Origin of the sequence: Vibrio sp. 10N.286.51.E5 (assembly GCF_041469125.1) — a bacterium.
Taxonomy (GTDB): Bacteria; Pseudomonadota; Gammaproteobacteria; order Enterobacterales; family Vibrionaceae; genus Vibrio; species Vibrio crassostreae_C.
On record NZ_JBFRJZ010000020.1, the window covers coordinates 78,280 to 93,866 of the forward strand.

The following is a 15,587-nucleotide window of genomic DNA, read 5'->3' on the forward strand; positions in this document are numbered from 1 at the left end:
TCAAGGTTTCCTCCTTCAGAGCACACCATTTTGATGTGCAAGGAAAGTGGCTCTTTGATAAAAGCGAACTGCTGCTAAACCTAACCTGTACAACAAAGCAAAAAGAGAAGCTGATAAAAGCCAGATACAACGCAGAACACGACTGTTTAACGGAGCTTTATAATCGCCGTGGGATCAGCAACCTTCTAGAAACCAGCATTGCCTATCGCTCACCGTTTGAATTGATGTTTGTCGACCTTGATGGCTTCAAATTAGTTAATGACACTTATGGGCACACTGTCGGAGACCAACTACTCAAACAGGTTGGTGAACGCCTTAAACAGTTGGTTGATGAGAAATGCATGATAGGGCGATTTGGTGGCGACGAATTCATTGTGATTGCCCACACCTGCCGAAATCAAAATATCCCACTACTTTGCTCTCGCATCATTGATGCCTTAAACCGAAGTTTCCATATCAGAGGCATCGGCAGTTTATCTGTCGGTTGCAGCATAGGTACCGCGCATTTCCCTGATAACGCGGTTGACCAAGAAACATTGCTAAAGCAAGCGGGTATGGCGATGCATCTTGCAAAAGCGAATGGTCGAAACCGCTTCCAAACGTTTACCCCAGACTTAGCACAAACCCTGCATCGCAAAGTAGAGATCCGCCATCGACTGGCACGCGCCATAGAAAACGACGATCTCAACCTTCACTACCAACCGATCATGAACACCAACAGCGACAAGGTGAAAGGGTTTGAAGCCTTGCTTCGATGGTCAGACAAAGAGCTAGGTAACATAGGCCCTGATGAGTTTATTAGCTTAGCGGAGGAGACGGGGCAGATTGTACCGCTCGGGAAATGGGTTCTGAACTCTGCACTCAAACAGCTATCGATATGGCAACGTGAGTTTGATAGTGAGTTGATGATGAGTATCAATATTTCGAGTATTCAGATGCACGCGACCTTTGCCGAGCAGCTATTAGCAATGTTGAACTTCTACAATATCCAACCTCAAAGCATCGCCCTTGAGATCACCGAATCTTCCATGATCTTCAAGCATGGTGAAGTCAGGCAAGCGTTAAGCGATATTTCTAAATTGGGCGTAGAGCTTCACCTTGATGACTTTGGCACAGGCTACTCGTCACTGTCGATGTTGCATGACTTACCGATTAGCACCGTGAAACTCGATAAAAGCTTCGTCCACGGTTCACACAAAGGGAGCAAAGCGATTGTCCAAGCCACCCATGCTATCTGTGAAAAATTGGGGCTAAAAGTGGTTGCTGAAGGTGTCGAAACCGAAACGCAAAAAGCGTTCTTAATCGATTGTGGATACCAGTATCTTCAGGGATTTTTATTTAGTAAACCAATTCCCTCAAATGAAGTCGAAAGTCAGTTTTTGAATGGTCGACAATCCTACAATTAAAGACTTATTTATCAATAAATTAAGTCGTTTGAATGCTTCCTAAACAATCGGCTGCTTTGGGTGTGTACGCTTACGTATGCTTACATAGCGTTTAACAGTAAGAGGAAATAATTAAGCTATTGTTTATATCGAAAATTACTTAGAAATTCACACAATAAAACACCAAACCATTATACCCACTAACTGTAATGACTTTGGTATTTAGATTACCCTCATTCCGTCCCTTTAGCAGAGCAAATAATCGGTAACCATGAACAGACAAAACGGCTTCACTCTTTTAGAACTCATCATCTCTGTATTAATTTTAGCGATCGTTTCGGCGACAGCTATGGTCAAGTTCTTAGACGTTCAAGGAAGTGCTCGGGCGAGTAAAATACATGATGTGGCTGGTAACCTTCGCACGGGTATCGATATGATCTACGCGAAGTCAGCGATTGCTGGCGTTGAGGATGAGTGCAACTATGTTGAAAAGACGGAGATTGAGACCTACTACGTTTGTCATGGTTACCCAATCGCCTATGTTGACTCACTAAGAAGACTGCTCAATATCGACGCAACAGAGCTTCATGTCATCAACAAAGAAGTAGACTCTGGCAGCAATGCAGAAAGAGTAGCCGCCATCTCTTTCGACACCGAAAACTACACCTATTCGCCAGAAGGAGACTTTTGTCAGGTGCTTTATCAGCCAGAAAAAGAACCACAGATCGTGGTGCTTGATGGTGCATGTTAAATACTCAACGATTGCACGCTTCCATAGTTAACACAAAGCCACCGCAACAGATCTTTGAATATCATGTGGTTACGCTAACATTTGCTCAAAAATAACACTAATTGATCTAACTTGTTGCTGCTTATACTTTTAGGCAGTGCTCATGGTATAACACCAACCTCATTCATATCTTATTTTCATCACTAGCCGATTAATATTTACATAGACACATATTTGATACATATGTCAATAATAATTCCATTAAAATTCTTTAATCAACACATCATGATAAAAATCATCCTTTCCCTATTTTAAATATCCCACCTTAAAGTTTAATTATTTAAATTTCGTAACAGAATAAATTAAAGTCAATCATTCAACAAATATAATTAATTCTATCATTGATTACTTTAATTAAATCACCAAAACAATACGCCACATAAATTATATTAATATCACATAAAATGACATAATTTAATTTTATCATGAAAAATTCTGATAAATCTCACACATCGATAAACCGAATGAATACCATCAGAAGCTACATTAGAAACCTCTAAATCCAGTCGCTAAACCTACCGCGTAGAAGCTGTGAAATGGATAAATACCAAAACAAATGGATAAATCCCCCTTACCCCTTGTAAATCATTGGCTTTCATTTATAAATTCAACTTTTGGGTGAATATCTCCATAACCTTTCATTAAAGCCCAAATTCTGCGATTAGTATCAACATCTTGAGATAAAATGGTGACATTTTGGTTATATTATTTAGATCGAACTCTTGTGTTGAATGAAAATCCCAGCCATCACATATCCATCACACAAATATAATAACTATCGCTTAGGAGTTAAGCTATGCACTGTTCTTTCAATATAAATAACAATAATGAGAGCTTGCAACTAATCTACAATGAAGAAAAAATATACATAAAAAGAGACAGTAATAAGATATCAGAGGAAACTCTTAATAGTAAAGAGAGTTTTGTTTTCAAATACCTTATTGAACACTCGTCAATATCAAACCCTCAATCTGCACGAGATGTTGAAGAATCTTTTAAATTACACTTTGACGAAGAGTTTAGCTTATACGCGTTAAAAAATATTATTGCTTCTATAAGAAAGAAATATCGAAGCTTATGTAAGAAAGCGAAGGTAGATAATAATAGCGAACTTATCTCTAACCTTTATAAGGTAGGTTACTTTATCGATCTCGATAAAAGCTCAACCAACCGTATCGCACCTAAGTACGACATCAACCAGTTCAAGCCCAGCCAGTTCGAGATGTTGAAACTGATGTTCAACAGCTATCATCGAGAGCTAATTAAGGCTCTGATAGCCGTGTTCACCATCTCTTCCTTTTTCCTATTCGTTGTCTACTTTTCCCAAATCCTTTATACGACGAAGATTGCGAATGAATACAGTGAGAACACCAAACACATTGCCGCAGAAGTCATGGACTACGGTTGCGATAGCCACGGGGCTGTGCACTCGCTAAGGCACTCGCTCAACCTTGATTCTGTCGTCATGACCACACCTTATGACTCCTGCTATATCTCTAAAACACGTTCTAAGATGATAGAGCTCAATCAATTAGACGACTTCTACGATAGTGCTGACTTTGCCTATTCACGCTTCATGGATACCGAGCACGACATTGAGATGGTTGCTCGAATATCTAAACGATCTATCGAAGCTCGATACAAGAACTCACTATTGCCTCTATTAGTCGATTCGATTTCCATCCAGAAGAATGGTTACCACATCTTAAACCTTGGCGAAGAGAGTAAATCTATCTATCAAACCTCCCTACCAACGGGTGCAACCATCACCTTCTACAGTGACGACATTGTTGCACTATGGATTGCGCTTTCTCTGATACTCGCCACCCTGCTTTATCGCTCCTATATTCTGGGTTTCGTGATCTACCTGTTTCGTTGGAAACACATCTCCTTTGAAGAAGAGCCGATCATCAACACCGAAGACAACTGCGTCCTGTATTACGAGTTGCTATCTCGTGTGCGTAACGTTGGCGTTTTAAGCTTCATCAACACCATGAGACGCACCAATTTACTCACCTTTCACACTATCTTGCTCATCGAGACGGTCAGAAAAGCCAAATTACACAACAGCCATGCGTCTATGGTGTCAACGTGTGTCCGAGCGCTTTGGTGGGATCGAACTTCGCAAGGCTCAGAGAGCATTTGGCCGTGATGGAAGCGAATGAATTTGTCGTCGAGATTACTGAATATTCGAACATTGGCTATGGATGTGAGGTTATCGATAACATTAAGGATATCAAAAAGCTTGGTATCACTATCGCTCTGGATGACTTTGGTACGGGCAATAACAACATCGAAATCATCAATGTTATCTCTCCGGCCTATCTAAAACTGGATCGTTGCTTTGTTAAGGATATCGAGTCAGGAGAGCACCATCAGGGTGTATTGCTTAATATCTCTGAGATTGGACGCTTATCAAATATCACGATGATTTATGAAGGTGTCGAGACGCGCAGGCAGCAATATATCTTGTGTCAGCTAGGCTACAACTTACATCAAGGCTATCTGTATAGCCGGCCCAATGACTCAGAGGAGCAATAGGCCCCCCTAATAGAAACCTTGACGAGCAACCATTGCCTATTCAAATAATCATCGCTCATACAGCTGCTTGAAGCCCACAAGGATGTGGGCTTCAAGTACCCTCCCCGCCAAACATGCTTTATCCAACTATAAAAATATCCGATCCATTTTCATAAAACCCTTGCCAATTCGAATAAAAAGGTTAGTGTTATACACATGTATATCACCATGCAGTTTTGATTATGACCGAATGGAAAGACGACCAACCGATTTTTAGGCAACTTGCCTCAAAGATCAGTGACCAAATTCTTCAAGGTGTTTGGTTAGAGCAACAAGCATTACCCTCTGTGCGTGCGGTTGCTGCCGATCTCAAGATCAACCACCTTACTGTCATGAAAAGCTATCAGTTACTGGTGGATGAAGACTTGGTAGAGAAAAAACGCGGCCAAGGCATGTATGTGGCCGAAGGGGCACTTCAAAAATTGAAAGAGTCTGCACACCAATCATTCATCAACACACAGATCCCAGCCATCGCTGAGACGCTAGGCATCATTGATATGAGTGTCGAAGAACTCGTGAAACAGCTAGCACAACATATAAAGGACAAGTCATGAGTACTTTACTTTCCGTGAAAAACGTAACCAAAACCTATTCAAATCAAGTGGGTGTCGAGAACATCAGCTTTGAGTTAAAACCGGGGCAAGTGCTTGGACTGCTGGGCCATAATGGCGCAGGGAAATCGACACTGATCAAATCACTGCTTGGTGGACACAACTATCAAGGTGAGATTGAAGTAAACGGCTACCACCCTATCCACCAGCACGCAGAGCTCATGCAGCACTTGTCGTACATCTCAGATGTTAACGTGTTACCAGAGTGGATGACGGTTAAACAACTGCTTCGATACACACAAGGTGTGCACCCTAGCTTCAACAAGCAAAAAGCAGAACAGACATTAAGCAGCACCAACATCAAGCTCTCTTCGACTATCAAGCAGCTTTCTAAGGGAATGAAGGTACAACTTCACCTTGCGATCATCATCGCGACTGACACCCAAGTGTTGATCTTAGATGAGCCTACACTTGGCCTAGATTTACTGTACCGCGATACTTTTTATCGCCATCTACTTGAGTGGTTCCACGACGGCGAACGCGCCATGATCATTGCAAGCCATGAGGTTTCAGAGATTGAACATTTATTAACGGATGTTCTGATTTTAAAACAAGGCCATTGTGTGCTGCAAAAGAGCATGGAAGACATCGAAAGCGACTATTTCATTATTGAAGTCGCAAACAACCATTCAAGCGAGATTCAGAAACTCAACCCACTGACCTCACAATCAGGGCTAGGCACTACTAAGTGGTTATTGGAAGGTCAATACAAAGCGCAAGTTGAATCACTGGGTAACATCTATAACGTTGGTCTCGCAGATCTATTCCTTGCAACACAGACGGAGAAGGCATAATGCATCCAAGTTTTTACATGCTAGAAAAAGAACTCATCGAGCACAAAATTAACACTCGATTGCCTCTGTTTGTCGCGTTATGTGGTTTCTTACTGTTCGTTAGCCTGTTCTTCAATGGCGCAGCGCAGCATGAGTTTTTCTTCGAAATGCAAGTGAACGGTGACGTGAGCGACATCCACAGAGAGTTCGCACAAGACCTCAACTCAGTGATCTACTTTGGCGCGGGCCTTATTTCACTGATCCTATCAACGCTTTACATCCCTAAAACGCTGCGTAAAGAGCGCCAAGAAGGCAGTTCGATGTTTTGGAGAAGTATGCCGGTATCTAACGCAATGACTCACGGTGTGAAACTCGGCTTCGGTTTAGTGGTTATTCCCGCAATCTGTGCGTTGCTCGTGCTGTTCGCCGATTTCCTATTCTGGATATTGAACGTCTCTAGCGAGCAGCAACTGGCGCTACTGGTTGAGCAGCAATCCCTACTGTACGTGCTGAGCAACTGGCTCGTGTTCTTTGGGAGAATGTTGTTAGTTGCACTGGTTTTACTACCACTGGCAACCGTGACCCTAGCGATTTCGCAGTTGGTGAACTCTCCATTGCTTGTCATTTTTATCTCAAGCTATGCGATTAAGTTCCTCTCTGTCGCTGTATTTGGGTTCTATGGCATCAACGATTTCCTATCTCTCATCGCATCACTTCCAATGAAGGTACTGACAGCAAGCAACCCATTCAGCGCGATTGCAGAAGCGCCGATTTTATCTTTAGGTATTTACGCACTGATCGGTGTTGGTGGCTATCTACTGAGCCTAAAGCTAAATAGAACGGATGACGCGAGCTTAAAGACGCTATTCCAACGCTAGAGTCTATCCTAAGCACGAGTCTTTATCGGGCAGTCACATCAGGTACCAAAATCTAAATCAAAGCTTCTGAGAAATCGGGAGCTTTTTTATTATCAGGACGTTAGCGAATACGGGGATGCGAAACCAAGGAATAAGGAACAAGGAACAAACAAGTTTTAATTTGGAGAACAGGTTTAACAAACGAAGATAAACTTAGAGGAGGTATTAATGAGCTGACATTGAATTGCATTGTTGTTAATGCCTGCCAGCTCTTTGGGGATGATTTCGCTAGTCGCCGACCAGATGAAGGTCCTTGAGAGTGCTAATGAAATCAGTTTGTTGCGTTTTACATTTTATTAAGCTTTTCAGCTTTTAAAGCTTTACGATTTAAAGCTTATTTCTTTGATGCTTCTTTTGACGTGTCTTTCCAGTATTGGATACGAACGCGATGAAGCTGTGCTCTTCTCATTTTTTTCATAAGGGATATTTCCTTTTCTTTAACTGCTCTTCATGAGCTATTTTTATTGCCAACCATTCGAATCTAACGGTGTTTGATGCCCAGATCAATGATACAAATCACAAAATATATAGAGTTTTGAGTACCATTTACATCAAAGTATGACCTAGATATCAACTATGGCTCAATTCAATCCTATGAGCCGCTGTTCAAAATTAAGGTTAGTTCTCTCAGATGACAAATTCATTTCAGTATCAATACAGTTCAATGATACTAATTTAATAGACCGGACCAACGTTGATTTAGTTCCAGTGTCTTGTCATTTGTTGATTACATCACCTTTAAAGTTACGGTGTAACTAAAAAATACATTCAATGTGAACTAATAATCGCCACATTAGCCTATACGTTACAACATCAAAATGGGATTATGTTTGTAACGGATAGAGCTTTTGATAGAAAAAATCCGTAATGGACCAAATTAAATAGACGTAATTAAATGGACGTAATTATGAGTAAAGTAATTCTGCAAGGGCATATTCTAGTGCCAGACAACGATCTAGAAGCCGTCACACAAGCCTTAGCTGTGCACAAAGAACTGACACTAGAAGAACCTGGTTGTATGGTCTTTCGAATCAGTCAAAGCACCCTTAAACCTAATCGCTTTGAAGTGTATGAAGAATTCACTAGCCGAGAAGCATTCGAAGCCCACCAACAGCGAGTAAAAGCATCTGAATGGGGTGCAATCTCTCAGAACGTGACACGTCACTACCAAGTCACCGATGTTCCGACATCATAATGATACATCCGCTAGCCAAGCGCATCGTCACGTTGATCAAACAAGATCCCTTACGAATGAAGGTTTTAGACCGTGTCGCTCAGTTGGATTTACCGCAGTGTTACGTCGCTGCGGGCTTTGTGAGAAACCTCGTTTGGGATCACCAGCATGGTTATGCCTCCCCGACTCCATTCAATGATATTGATGTGATCTACTTTGATCCCATTGATACCTCTTACGAATCGGATCTTAGATACGAGGCTCAGCTTAAACAACGGTTACCCGAACTGAATTGGCAAGTTCGCAATCAAGCCTACATGCACACTAGAAATGGGGATGAACGTTACCAAGGCTCATTGGATGCGATGAGTTATTGGCCAGAGAAAGAAACCGCCGTCGCCGTGAAACAAAGCCTCCATGGAAACATCGAGTGTATTTCTGCCTTTGGCTTAGAGAGTTTGTTTGATTTGCAAATCACACCCAATCCAAAGCGTAGCCGAGATATCTTTGATCAAAGAGTGCAATCCAAAGGTTGGCTAACCCAGTGGCCCAAGTTAACGATGAGTCACAGTTAACTAGCAGTCGAATTCAAACGCTAAAACCATTGACTAAAAGTCCAATCAGATCGAACATGCCCCACTTACTAGCTTATTAAGTTAGTAATTAACCAACTCATCAACCACGCGTGGCGACTAGCTGCTACGCTCTCTCGTCATACTGAGTAACGACCATGAACCAACAATACATGCTGCAAGCACTCGAAGCTTCGCGCCAAGCCTTACCTGATTGCCAACCAAACCCGCCAGTAGGGTGTGTTTTGGTGAAAGACGATAAGGTGGTGTCTGTTGGATACACGCAAAAAGTCGGCGGAAACCACGCCGAGGTTGAAGCACTCAATAACTATAACGACAAAACGGACGGAACAATGGAAGGGGTTACCGCTTACGTAACTTTAGAGCCATGCTCTTTTGTTGGCAGAACTCCCGCTTGCGCCAATACATTGGTTAAAGCAGGTGTAAAACACGTAGTCGTGGCGATGCTAGACCCAGACCCTCGTAATAATGGTCGTGGAGTTGCCATCCTTGAATCGCACGGTGTGAAGGTAGATGTGGGGTTATGCCAAGCGCAAGTGAGCACCTTTTTAGCCCCTTACCTTGGTAAGTCCTAGATCTTAAACAGCCAGTATTAGTTCAATTTCACTCGATAAAGCGGATTGACTGGCTTATCGACAAAATACGACCAAATATGATCGTAGACGGCATGTTGGTTGGGGAACGGCGCTAACGCTTTTGCTTCTTCTAAATTACACCAGCGGTACTCGGTGTGTTCGTCATTCAGTTCAATCGCTTGGTTGGGTGGGCATAGCACCGCAAACACAGGGATTAGCTGAATCACATTCACGTGCGCCTCATAAAACTGCTCCAGAAACTGCGCGTTATACAAAGCTTCCACTTTAATTTGGGTCTCTTCTTCAAACTCGCGCACGATAGCCTGCCAGCCTGTTTCTCCCGCTTCAATCGAGCCTGCAACATGGCACCAAAACTCACCTTTAACACGCTTCATTAATAGCATTTTCATTTGTCCGTCGATCTCTGAAATAGCGACACCGGAGACAATCGAAGTATTGAGTGGAATCATAACGTTACCTTAGGTTGAACAAGAGGGTGGCAAGGCTACCACCCTTGGTTTGTTAAATTGTCTTCTATGATTAAAAACGAGAAGTTACTCATCAATTAATGGCGTTCAAGCCATAACTCATGGGTTCAGTATTAACCGTCTCGCTTAGCTATCCAGTAATAGAGCCATTTCTTATTTGAGGCGCTTTTCGATAAAGAGTAGAATCGCCGCCTTGTACTGTGTTTAACGTCTCTAAACATACACAGTAGACTCACAACCATTTATCACCACGATATAAGTATTAATACGACTATGCACTCATCAAAACCAACGCACGACTCAGAAAACAGCCACACACCTGAGCATTGCTTCACTCGTTTTCAACAGCCGATCGAGTCATATTCGTTGCCTGAGCGTTTCACATTCCCGTTCTACTACGAACCGCACCCACTGTGTGAAATCGCATCTCATCAGCTTCAACAGCATCTAGAAACACAAACCGACTGGCAGCATGACTTCGGACTGGATTCTGACGCTGGTCGCGGCAAAATGTTTGGTGTGTTACTGGTGAAAAGTCCTGAAGGTGAATTGGGTTACTTCTCTGCTTTTTCAGGGAAAATCGCCGACCAAAACCTACTGCCTCACTTTGTACCGCCCGTGTTCGACATGCTCAGCAGCGACAGCTTTTTCCATCAAGACACAGCCGACATGATGGCTGTCAACGCTGAGTTTAAAGCGCTGCAAGCAAATACTGAATACCTTGAATTGTGCGAGCAACTGGCACAGCAAAAAGCGCAAGCCGAGCAAGAGATTGAAGCTCAACGTCTATTGATTATTGAAGGCCGAAAAACGCGTAAAGAACAACGTGAACAAGGTAAAGAAAACCTTGATGAGCAAGCTTTCGAACAGCTAAATAATGAGCTAAACAAAGCCAGTGTTGCCGACAAGAACCAGCAGAAGTACCTAAAACTTAACTGGGAACAGACCCTGCAAGTGTTGCAAGCTAAAGTTGATGTGTTCAACACTCAACTGGCTGAGCTAAAAGAGCAAAGAGCACACATTTCTCATCAGCTTCAACACAAGTTGTTTTCACAATACGCTTTCCAAAATGCGGAAGGAAACGTTGAAGACCTTAACCAAATCTTTGAAAACACGCCAAACAAGATACCACCAGCGGGCTCTGGTGAATGCGCTGCGCCTAAATTGCTGCAATACGCGTACTTACATGGTTACACGCCACTGGCATTGGCTGAATTTTGGTGGGGCCGCTCTCCAAAGTCGGAAATCCGCAAGCACAAGAAATACTACGCTTCTTGTCAGAGTAAATGTGTGCCGATTTTAGGCCATATGATGAAAGGCCTAGAAGTCGATCCAAACCCATTGCTAGAGAACCCAGCAGAAGGCAAAGAGCTGGATATTCTGTTCCAAGATGAGCACATCGTGGTAGTACACAAGCCAGCAGGTTTTCTATCCGTGCCGGGTAAAACCATCAAAGATTCCGCCTACACACGTGTTCAAGAAATGCATCCCGATGTTGAAGGCCCATTTGTGATTCATCGCTTAGACATGGCGACCTCTGGCATTCTAATCTTCGCTCTCACACGACGTGCGAACAAGAGCTTACAGAAGCAGTTCATTACTCGTGAAGTCGAAAAGCGTTACGTGGCAATGATTGAAGGCGTTCTAACAGAAAATGAAGGCTATGTTCGACTGCCATTGCGTGGTGATTTGTATGACCGCCCTCGTCAAATTGTCTGCTTCGAACACGGCAAGCCAGCAGAAACCAAATGGGAAGTGATTGAGCGAAACGGGCAAACCACTAAGGTTTACCTGCATCCTAAAACAGGGCGTACACACCAGTTGCGTGTTCACTGTTCACACCAAGAAGGCCTTAACATGCCTATCGTCGGTGACGGCTTGTATGGCAATAAAGCCGACCGATTGCACTTACACGCAGAAAGACTTGCGCTGCACCACCCAGTCACCAAAGAGTGGATGGAATTCCAGTTCGACGCCGAATTCTAAAATCTCTCATTAGTACCGAGCTTTGATAAGGAGTCACAACCGCTTGTGGCTCCTACCTCTTTTGGGTATATATCCACGCTTATTGCACTACATCAAGATTCACTTTGTTGTGAAGAGTAGCATGCCCACCTTCTTCTCTCCTTGAGGCCTTTGATATGTCATCAGCTGCTTTGAATTTACAACCTAACAAACTGACTTCCCCATTAATTGCGACGCAAGCACCAAGCTTGAAGCCACTTACATCCAAAAAGCCAGACTTAAACTCGGCAATGCTCAACTTAATTGAAGAAGTTAAAAACGAGCTCCCACTTTACGAGTCAGAGACGTTTATCTGTGGTCCAAAAGGAAATTGCTCGGGTTGCTCTAAGAAACTACTTGAGATGGTCGACAGCGAGTTAATGTATTGGGAGCACAGTATTTCCATTGGCCAAGGCCCTAACTTCGAAGAACTGCGCCGCTTTGGTAAACTATGCAGCAGCGTTCGACGTGGTTTAGAGCGTAACGGTTTAGTCGAAAAACGCCCAAAGAAAAGATAACAAGCCAAGTCGATAATCATTACAATGTGTCGCTGGCGATTACAAGCTACACTGCTACTAACTGATTGAACTCGTTAGCTATAAAAGCAATAATGTTTTGTAATACAATTCAGTGCACAGACCGACTTCGTAGATTCGAACTCATTAGAGATAAGTTCATCGTTACTTTCACCATATTCTTGAACGACTCTATCCTTCTTGTCTGACGTGCCTTAGCCTTCTGTATAGCAATATCACACAAATTAAAAACCTATTTTGGACAACGGAGAGCCACCTTGAAGAGACCACAACCAGTACTGGGTAAGACCGGTATGCTATTTTTTCTCGTCATAATAAGTGCTTTCCCTCCATTGACTATCGACCTTTACTTACCTGCGCTTCCGCAGATGGTCGAGGTGTTTAATACTTACCGATCCATGGTCAACCTAACCCTGAGCAGCTACTTCGTTACTTACGCCATCGGTCTTTTGTTCTGGGGGCCGCTCAGCGAAAAATTCGGTCGTAAGCCGATCCTATTAATTGGATTAGCGGGTTATATGGTCGCGAGCATATTGTGCGCGATGACCAATAGCATCGAACAGTTAATTGGTGCTCGTGTATTCCAAGCCTTTGCTGGTAGTGCTATCACCGTTATCGCTACCGCCATTGTCAAAGATCTTTATGATGGCAGAGAACGTGAAAAGATCATGGCGACTATCATGTCACTGGTGATCATCGCGCCAATGGTTGCGCCTGTATTTGGTGCCTTTCTACTGAAAATTGCGTCTTGGCGAATGATGTTCGTCACCCTCGCCATTTTTGGTGCATTTGCGTCAGTATTAGCTTGCTGCTATCGAGAAACGCTCGAAACCAAATACCAAGGTTCCATGTTCCGTTCATGGGGAAGAATGGGCGTGGTCATGAAAAACCGCTCGTTCCTCAAGCTACTGGTCATTTTCTCTATCATACCGATGGCGTTGATGGGCTTTCTTGCGGCGGGTTCTTATATCTACATCGATCGCTTTGGATTGACCGAACAACAGTTTAGTTACGCGTTCGCATTCAATGCACTGTGTGCCTCATTTGGTCCAACAATCTACATGAAGTTGTCCTACCGAATGCCGGTTCAAAAGGTCATCTCCGGGTGCTTTGCTTTATTAGCGCTTGCGGGCATCTTCACCCTAACCATTGGTGACCTGTCCCCTTGGTTCTTTATGTTCATCGCAGCACCAGCGACACTGATGGCGATCATCATGCGAGTACCGGGTACCAACTTGATGTTGAACCAACAAGATCATGACACAGGCTCTGCCGTCGCACTGATTCAGTTCTTCAGCATGATTTGTGGCTCACTTGGCATGGTATTAGTTTCAATACGCCCAGAGTCACTGATTGAAAACCTAGGCTTTATCCAATTATCCATCGGTACGCTTGGTGGCCTGATGTGGCTAATGGTTAGAAACAAAGAGTTCGTGACTAAGAAGCTGAATTAAAGCTCTCAAGCCTAATTGTCATTCACACTACAATAAACTTGAAAACCGCTATAACGAAATTAGAAACCGTCTACATAGGCGGTTTTCTTGTATTTGAAGACGTACATTGAATTTTCAAGCCATGAGTTTCACGCACAAAAAAGCTCCTATTAAGGAGCCTTCTTATCAGAGCCAGTGAGCACTCAGTTTGGTCAATTACTACTAAGCGTTAGCCACTTTACGCGCTGGGTGTTTAATAAACACAGCGACTACAGCCACGATTGCAAGCGCGAAACAGTAGTAAGAGTTAGACACGATCTCTAGCGGCGATAGGTTAAACACAGAGCCTAATAGCAATACCTGAGCACCGTAAGGCAGTACGCCTTGAATCACACACGAGAAGATATCCAATAAGCTTGCAGAGCGGCGTGGAGATACATCGTTCTCTTCAGCTAATTGGCGAGCCACACTACCAGAAACAATGATTGCTACGGTGTTGTTTGCCGTACATAGGTTCACCATTGATACCAAGCCTGCAATGCCTAGCTCACTTGCGCGGCCATTCGCTTGCTTAGAGTGTGAAGAGCCAAACGCACGAATCACACCACTTACCAAGCTAGTCAGGAACGCCAATCCACCTTGGCGACGCATTAGCTCACTCAAACCACCAATCAGCATCGACAGTAAGAAGATCTCCTGCATGTTGCCGAAGCCTGCGTAGATATCTTGAGCGTAATCCGTCATACCGTAGTTCTCAACAGAACCTAGGCTCACGCCACCCGCCAGCAAGATACCAATCGTCAGCACAACGAATACATTCATACCCGATACAGCAAGAATCAAAATAGTGATGTACGGAAGGACTTTCAGCCATTCAATTGGGCCTGTTTCAGGAACTTGAGTTGCTGTGCTGTTGAAAGCAAAGATAACAATCGCGATAAGTGCAGCAGGAAGTGCTATACGGATGTTCTCTTTAAACTTGTCTCTCATCTCACAGCCTTGCGAGCGAGTCGCGGCAATCGTGGTATCCGAGATGATAGAAAGGTTGTCACCAAACATAGCGCCACTTAGCACTACGCCAGCGGTTAGAGGAATACTCATACCAGCTGAGTCAGCAATGCCTAGTGCAACAGGAGCAACCGCAGCGATAGTACCCATAGAGGTGCCCATTGCTGTCGCAATGAACGCCGAAATAAGGAAGATGCCCGGTAGGATCATGCTCGTTGGGATAGCCGATAGACCAAGGTTTACCGTCGCGTCCACGCCACCAGAAGCTTTAGCCACAGCAGCAAAAGCACCCGCCAATAGGTAGATCATACACATTGCGATAATGTCTTTGTGACCCACGCCACCTAAGAACTGCTCAATCGCACGGTTCAATTTATCTTTGCTCAATAGCAACGCTAACATCACAGCAGGCAGAGCCGCAATCGGAGCTGGAAGTTGATAGAAAGCAAAATCGACGCCTTGTAGCGACAGGTATGTACCCACGCCAATAAACAGCGCAAGGAAAACGATCAGAGGGATAAGCGCCACTGCAGAAGGGGCAATTACCGCGTTAGAATTTTTTGAATTGGACATGGAACGACAACACAATAGAACAGGAAGGTGAGCAGACTAATGTCACACTTAGAACTTGTCAACGTCTAGACGTCTAAACGCCTAATTTAATGCAAAGTAATAAGAACCCTATTGAGCATCACGTAATAAAAAAGGTTCATCGCGGCT

12 protein-coding genes and 2 pseudogenes are annotated in these 15,587 nt (G+C 43.6%); 12 read left to right on the forward strand and 2 right to left on the reverse strand.

Annotation, left to right across the window (positions count from 1 at the left end; genetic code table 11):
- Positions 1 to 17: 17 nt before the first annotated feature.
- The 9 genes and pseudogenes from AB4161_RS07205 to AB4161_RS07245 all read left to right on the forward strand — a co-directional run.
- A pseudogene (locus AB4161_RS07205) lies at positions 18 to 1,406 on the forward strand (putative bifunctional diguanylate cyclase/phosphodiesterase); the annotation flags it as partial.
- A gap of 250 nt (positions 1,407 to 1,656) precedes the next feature.
- Positions 1,657 to 2,136 carry a type II secretion system protein gene (locus AB4161_RS07210; RefSeq protein ID WP_017060589.1) on the forward strand — a complete coding sequence of 160 codons (480 nt, stop codon included), beginning with the start codon at positions 1,657 to 1,659 and terminating at the stop codon, positions 2,134 to 2,136.
- Positions 2,137 to 2,971: 835 nt separating this feature from the next.
- A pseudogene (locus AB4161_RS07215) lies at positions 2,972 to 4,716 on the forward strand (EAL domain-containing protein).
- Between the two features lie 221 nt (positions 4,717 to 4,937).
- A complete protein-coding gene (locus AB4161_RS07220) occupies positions 4,938 to 5,309 on the forward strand; it encodes a GntR family transcriptional regulator (RefSeq protein WP_017079597.1) in 372 nt (123 codons plus the stop codon).
- Positions 5,306 to 6,160, forward strand: a complete 855-nt coding sequence (locus tag AB4161_RS07225) for an ABC transporter ATP-binding protein (protein ID WP_017072200.1) — start codon at positions 5,306 to 5,308, stop codon at positions 6,158 to 6,160. The genes AB4161_RS07220 and AB4161_RS07225 overlap by 4 nt, the downstream gene beginning before the upstream one ends.
- Positions 6,160 to 7,017 carry a hypothetical protein gene (locus AB4161_RS07230; protein WP_372083085.1) on the forward strand — a complete coding sequence of 286 codons (858 nt, stop codon included), beginning with the start codon at positions 6,160 to 6,162 and terminating at the stop codon, positions 7,015 to 7,017. Before AB4161_RS07225 ends, AB4161_RS07230 begins: the two co-directional genes overlap by 1 nt.
- 946 nt (positions 7,018 to 7,963) lie before the next feature.
- Positions 7,964 to 8,251, forward strand: a complete 288-nt coding sequence (locus tag AB4161_RS07235; RefSeq protein WP_372083086.1) for a putative quinol monooxygenase — start codon at positions 7,964 to 7,966, stop codon at positions 8,249 to 8,251.
- Complete coding sequence (locus AB4161_RS07240) at positions 8,251 to 8,805, forward strand: nucleotidyltransferase family protein (RefSeq protein WP_372083087.1); 555 nt, start codon at positions 8,251 to 8,253, stop codon at positions 8,803 to 8,805. The genes AB4161_RS07235 and AB4161_RS07240 overlap by 1 nt, the downstream gene beginning before the upstream one ends.
- A 155-nt stretch (positions 8,806 to 8,960) precedes the next feature.
- A complete protein-coding gene (locus AB4161_RS07245) occupies positions 8,961 to 9,398 on the forward strand; it encodes a bifunctional diaminohydroxyphosphoribosylaminopyrimidine deaminase/5-amino-6-(5-phosphoribosylamino)uracil reductase RibD (protein WP_017060582.1) in 438 nt (145 codons plus the stop codon).
- Positions 9,399 to 9,415: 17 nt separating this feature from the next.
- Here AB4161_RS07245 and AB4161_RS07250 read toward each other — a convergent pair whose 3' ends face one another.
- Positions 9,416 to 9,868 (reverse strand): NUDIX pyrophosphatase, encoded by a 453-nt coding sequence (locus AB4161_RS07250; protein ID WP_016769103.1) that lies wholly within the window; start codon positions 9,866 to 9,868, stop codon positions 9,416 to 9,418.
- A 291-nt stretch (positions 9,869 to 10,159) separates the two neighbouring features.
- Between AB4161_RS07250 and AB4161_RS07255 the strand changes: the two genes are divergently transcribed.
- From AB4161_RS07255 to AB4161_RS07265, 3 genes are all read left to right on the forward strand, one after another.
- Entirely contained in the window at positions 10,160 to 11,872 is a 1,713-nt protein-coding gene (locus AB4161_RS07255) for a pseudouridine synthase (protein WP_372083088.1), read from the forward strand.
- 155 nt (positions 11,873 to 12,027) lie between these two features.
- A complete protein-coding gene (locus tag AB4161_RS07260; protein WP_017064884.1) occupies positions 12,028 to 12,408 on the forward strand; it encodes a hypothetical protein in 381 nt (126 codons plus the stop codon).
- Positions 12,409 to 12,719: 311 nt separating this feature from the next.
- On the forward strand, positions 12,720 to 13,880 hold the full coding sequence (locus AB4161_RS07265) for a multidrug effflux MFS transporter (protein WP_372083094.1): 1,161 nt from the start codon (positions 12,720 to 12,722) through the stop codon (positions 13,878 to 13,880).
- 201 nt (positions 13,881 to 14,081) lie between these two features.
- On the opposite strand, the gene AB4161_RS07270 is transcribed toward AB4161_RS07265, so the two are convergent.
- Positions 14,082 to 15,440 (reverse strand): Na+/H+ antiporter NhaC family protein, encoded by a 1,359-nt coding sequence (locus AB4161_RS07270; protein ID WP_372083089.1) that lies wholly within the window; start codon positions 15,438 to 15,440, stop codon positions 14,082 to 14,084.
- Positions 15,441 to 15,587 lie beyond the last annotated feature (147 nt).

Coding starts and splice junctions, on each gene's coding strand:
- AB4161_RS07260 (WP_017064884.1), top strand. CDS start 12,028: ATGTCATCAGCTGCTTTGAATTTACAACCTAACAAACTGACTTCCCCA.
- AB4161_RS07265 (WP_372083094.1), top strand. CDS start 12,720: ATGCTATTTTTTCTCGTCATAATAAGTGCTTTCCCTCCATTGACTATC.
- AB4161_RS07270 (WP_372083089.1), bottom strand. CDS start 15,440: ATGTCCAATTCAAAAAATTCTAACGCGGTAATTGCCCCTTCTGCAGTG.
- AB4161_RS07225 (WP_017072200.1), top strand. CDS start 5,306: ATGAGTACTTTACTTTCCGTGAAAAACGTAACCAAAACCTATTCAAAT.
- AB4161_RS07230 (WP_372083085.1), top strand. CDS start 6,160: ATGCATCCAAGTTTTTACATGCTAGAAAAAGAACTCATCGAGCACAAA.
- AB4161_RS07235 (WP_372083086.1), top strand. CDS start 7,964: ATGAGTAAAGTAATTCTGCAAGGGCATATTCTAGTGCCAGACAACGAT.
- AB4161_RS07250 (WP_016769103.1), bottom strand. CDS start 9,868: ATGATTCCACTCAATACTTCGATTGTCTCCGGTGTCGCTATTTCAGAG.
- AB4161_RS07255 (WP_372083088.1), top strand. CDS start 10,160: ATGCACTCATCAAAACCAACGCACGACTCAGAAAACAGCCACACACCT.
- AB4161_RS07210 (WP_017060589.1), top strand. CDS start 1,657: ATGAACAGACAAAACGGCTTCACTCTTTTAGAACTCATCATCTCTGTA.
- AB4161_RS07245 (WP_017060582.1), top strand. CDS start 8,961: ATGAACCAACAATACATGCTGCAAGCACTCGAAGCTTCGCGCCAAGCC.
- AB4161_RS07220 (WP_017079597.1), top strand. CDS start 4,938: ATGACCGAATGGAAAGACGACCAACCGATTTTTAGGCAACTTGCCTCA.
- AB4161_RS07240 (WP_372083087.1), top strand. CDS start 8,251: ATGATACATCCGCTAGCCAAGCGCATCGTCACGTTGATCAAACAAGAT.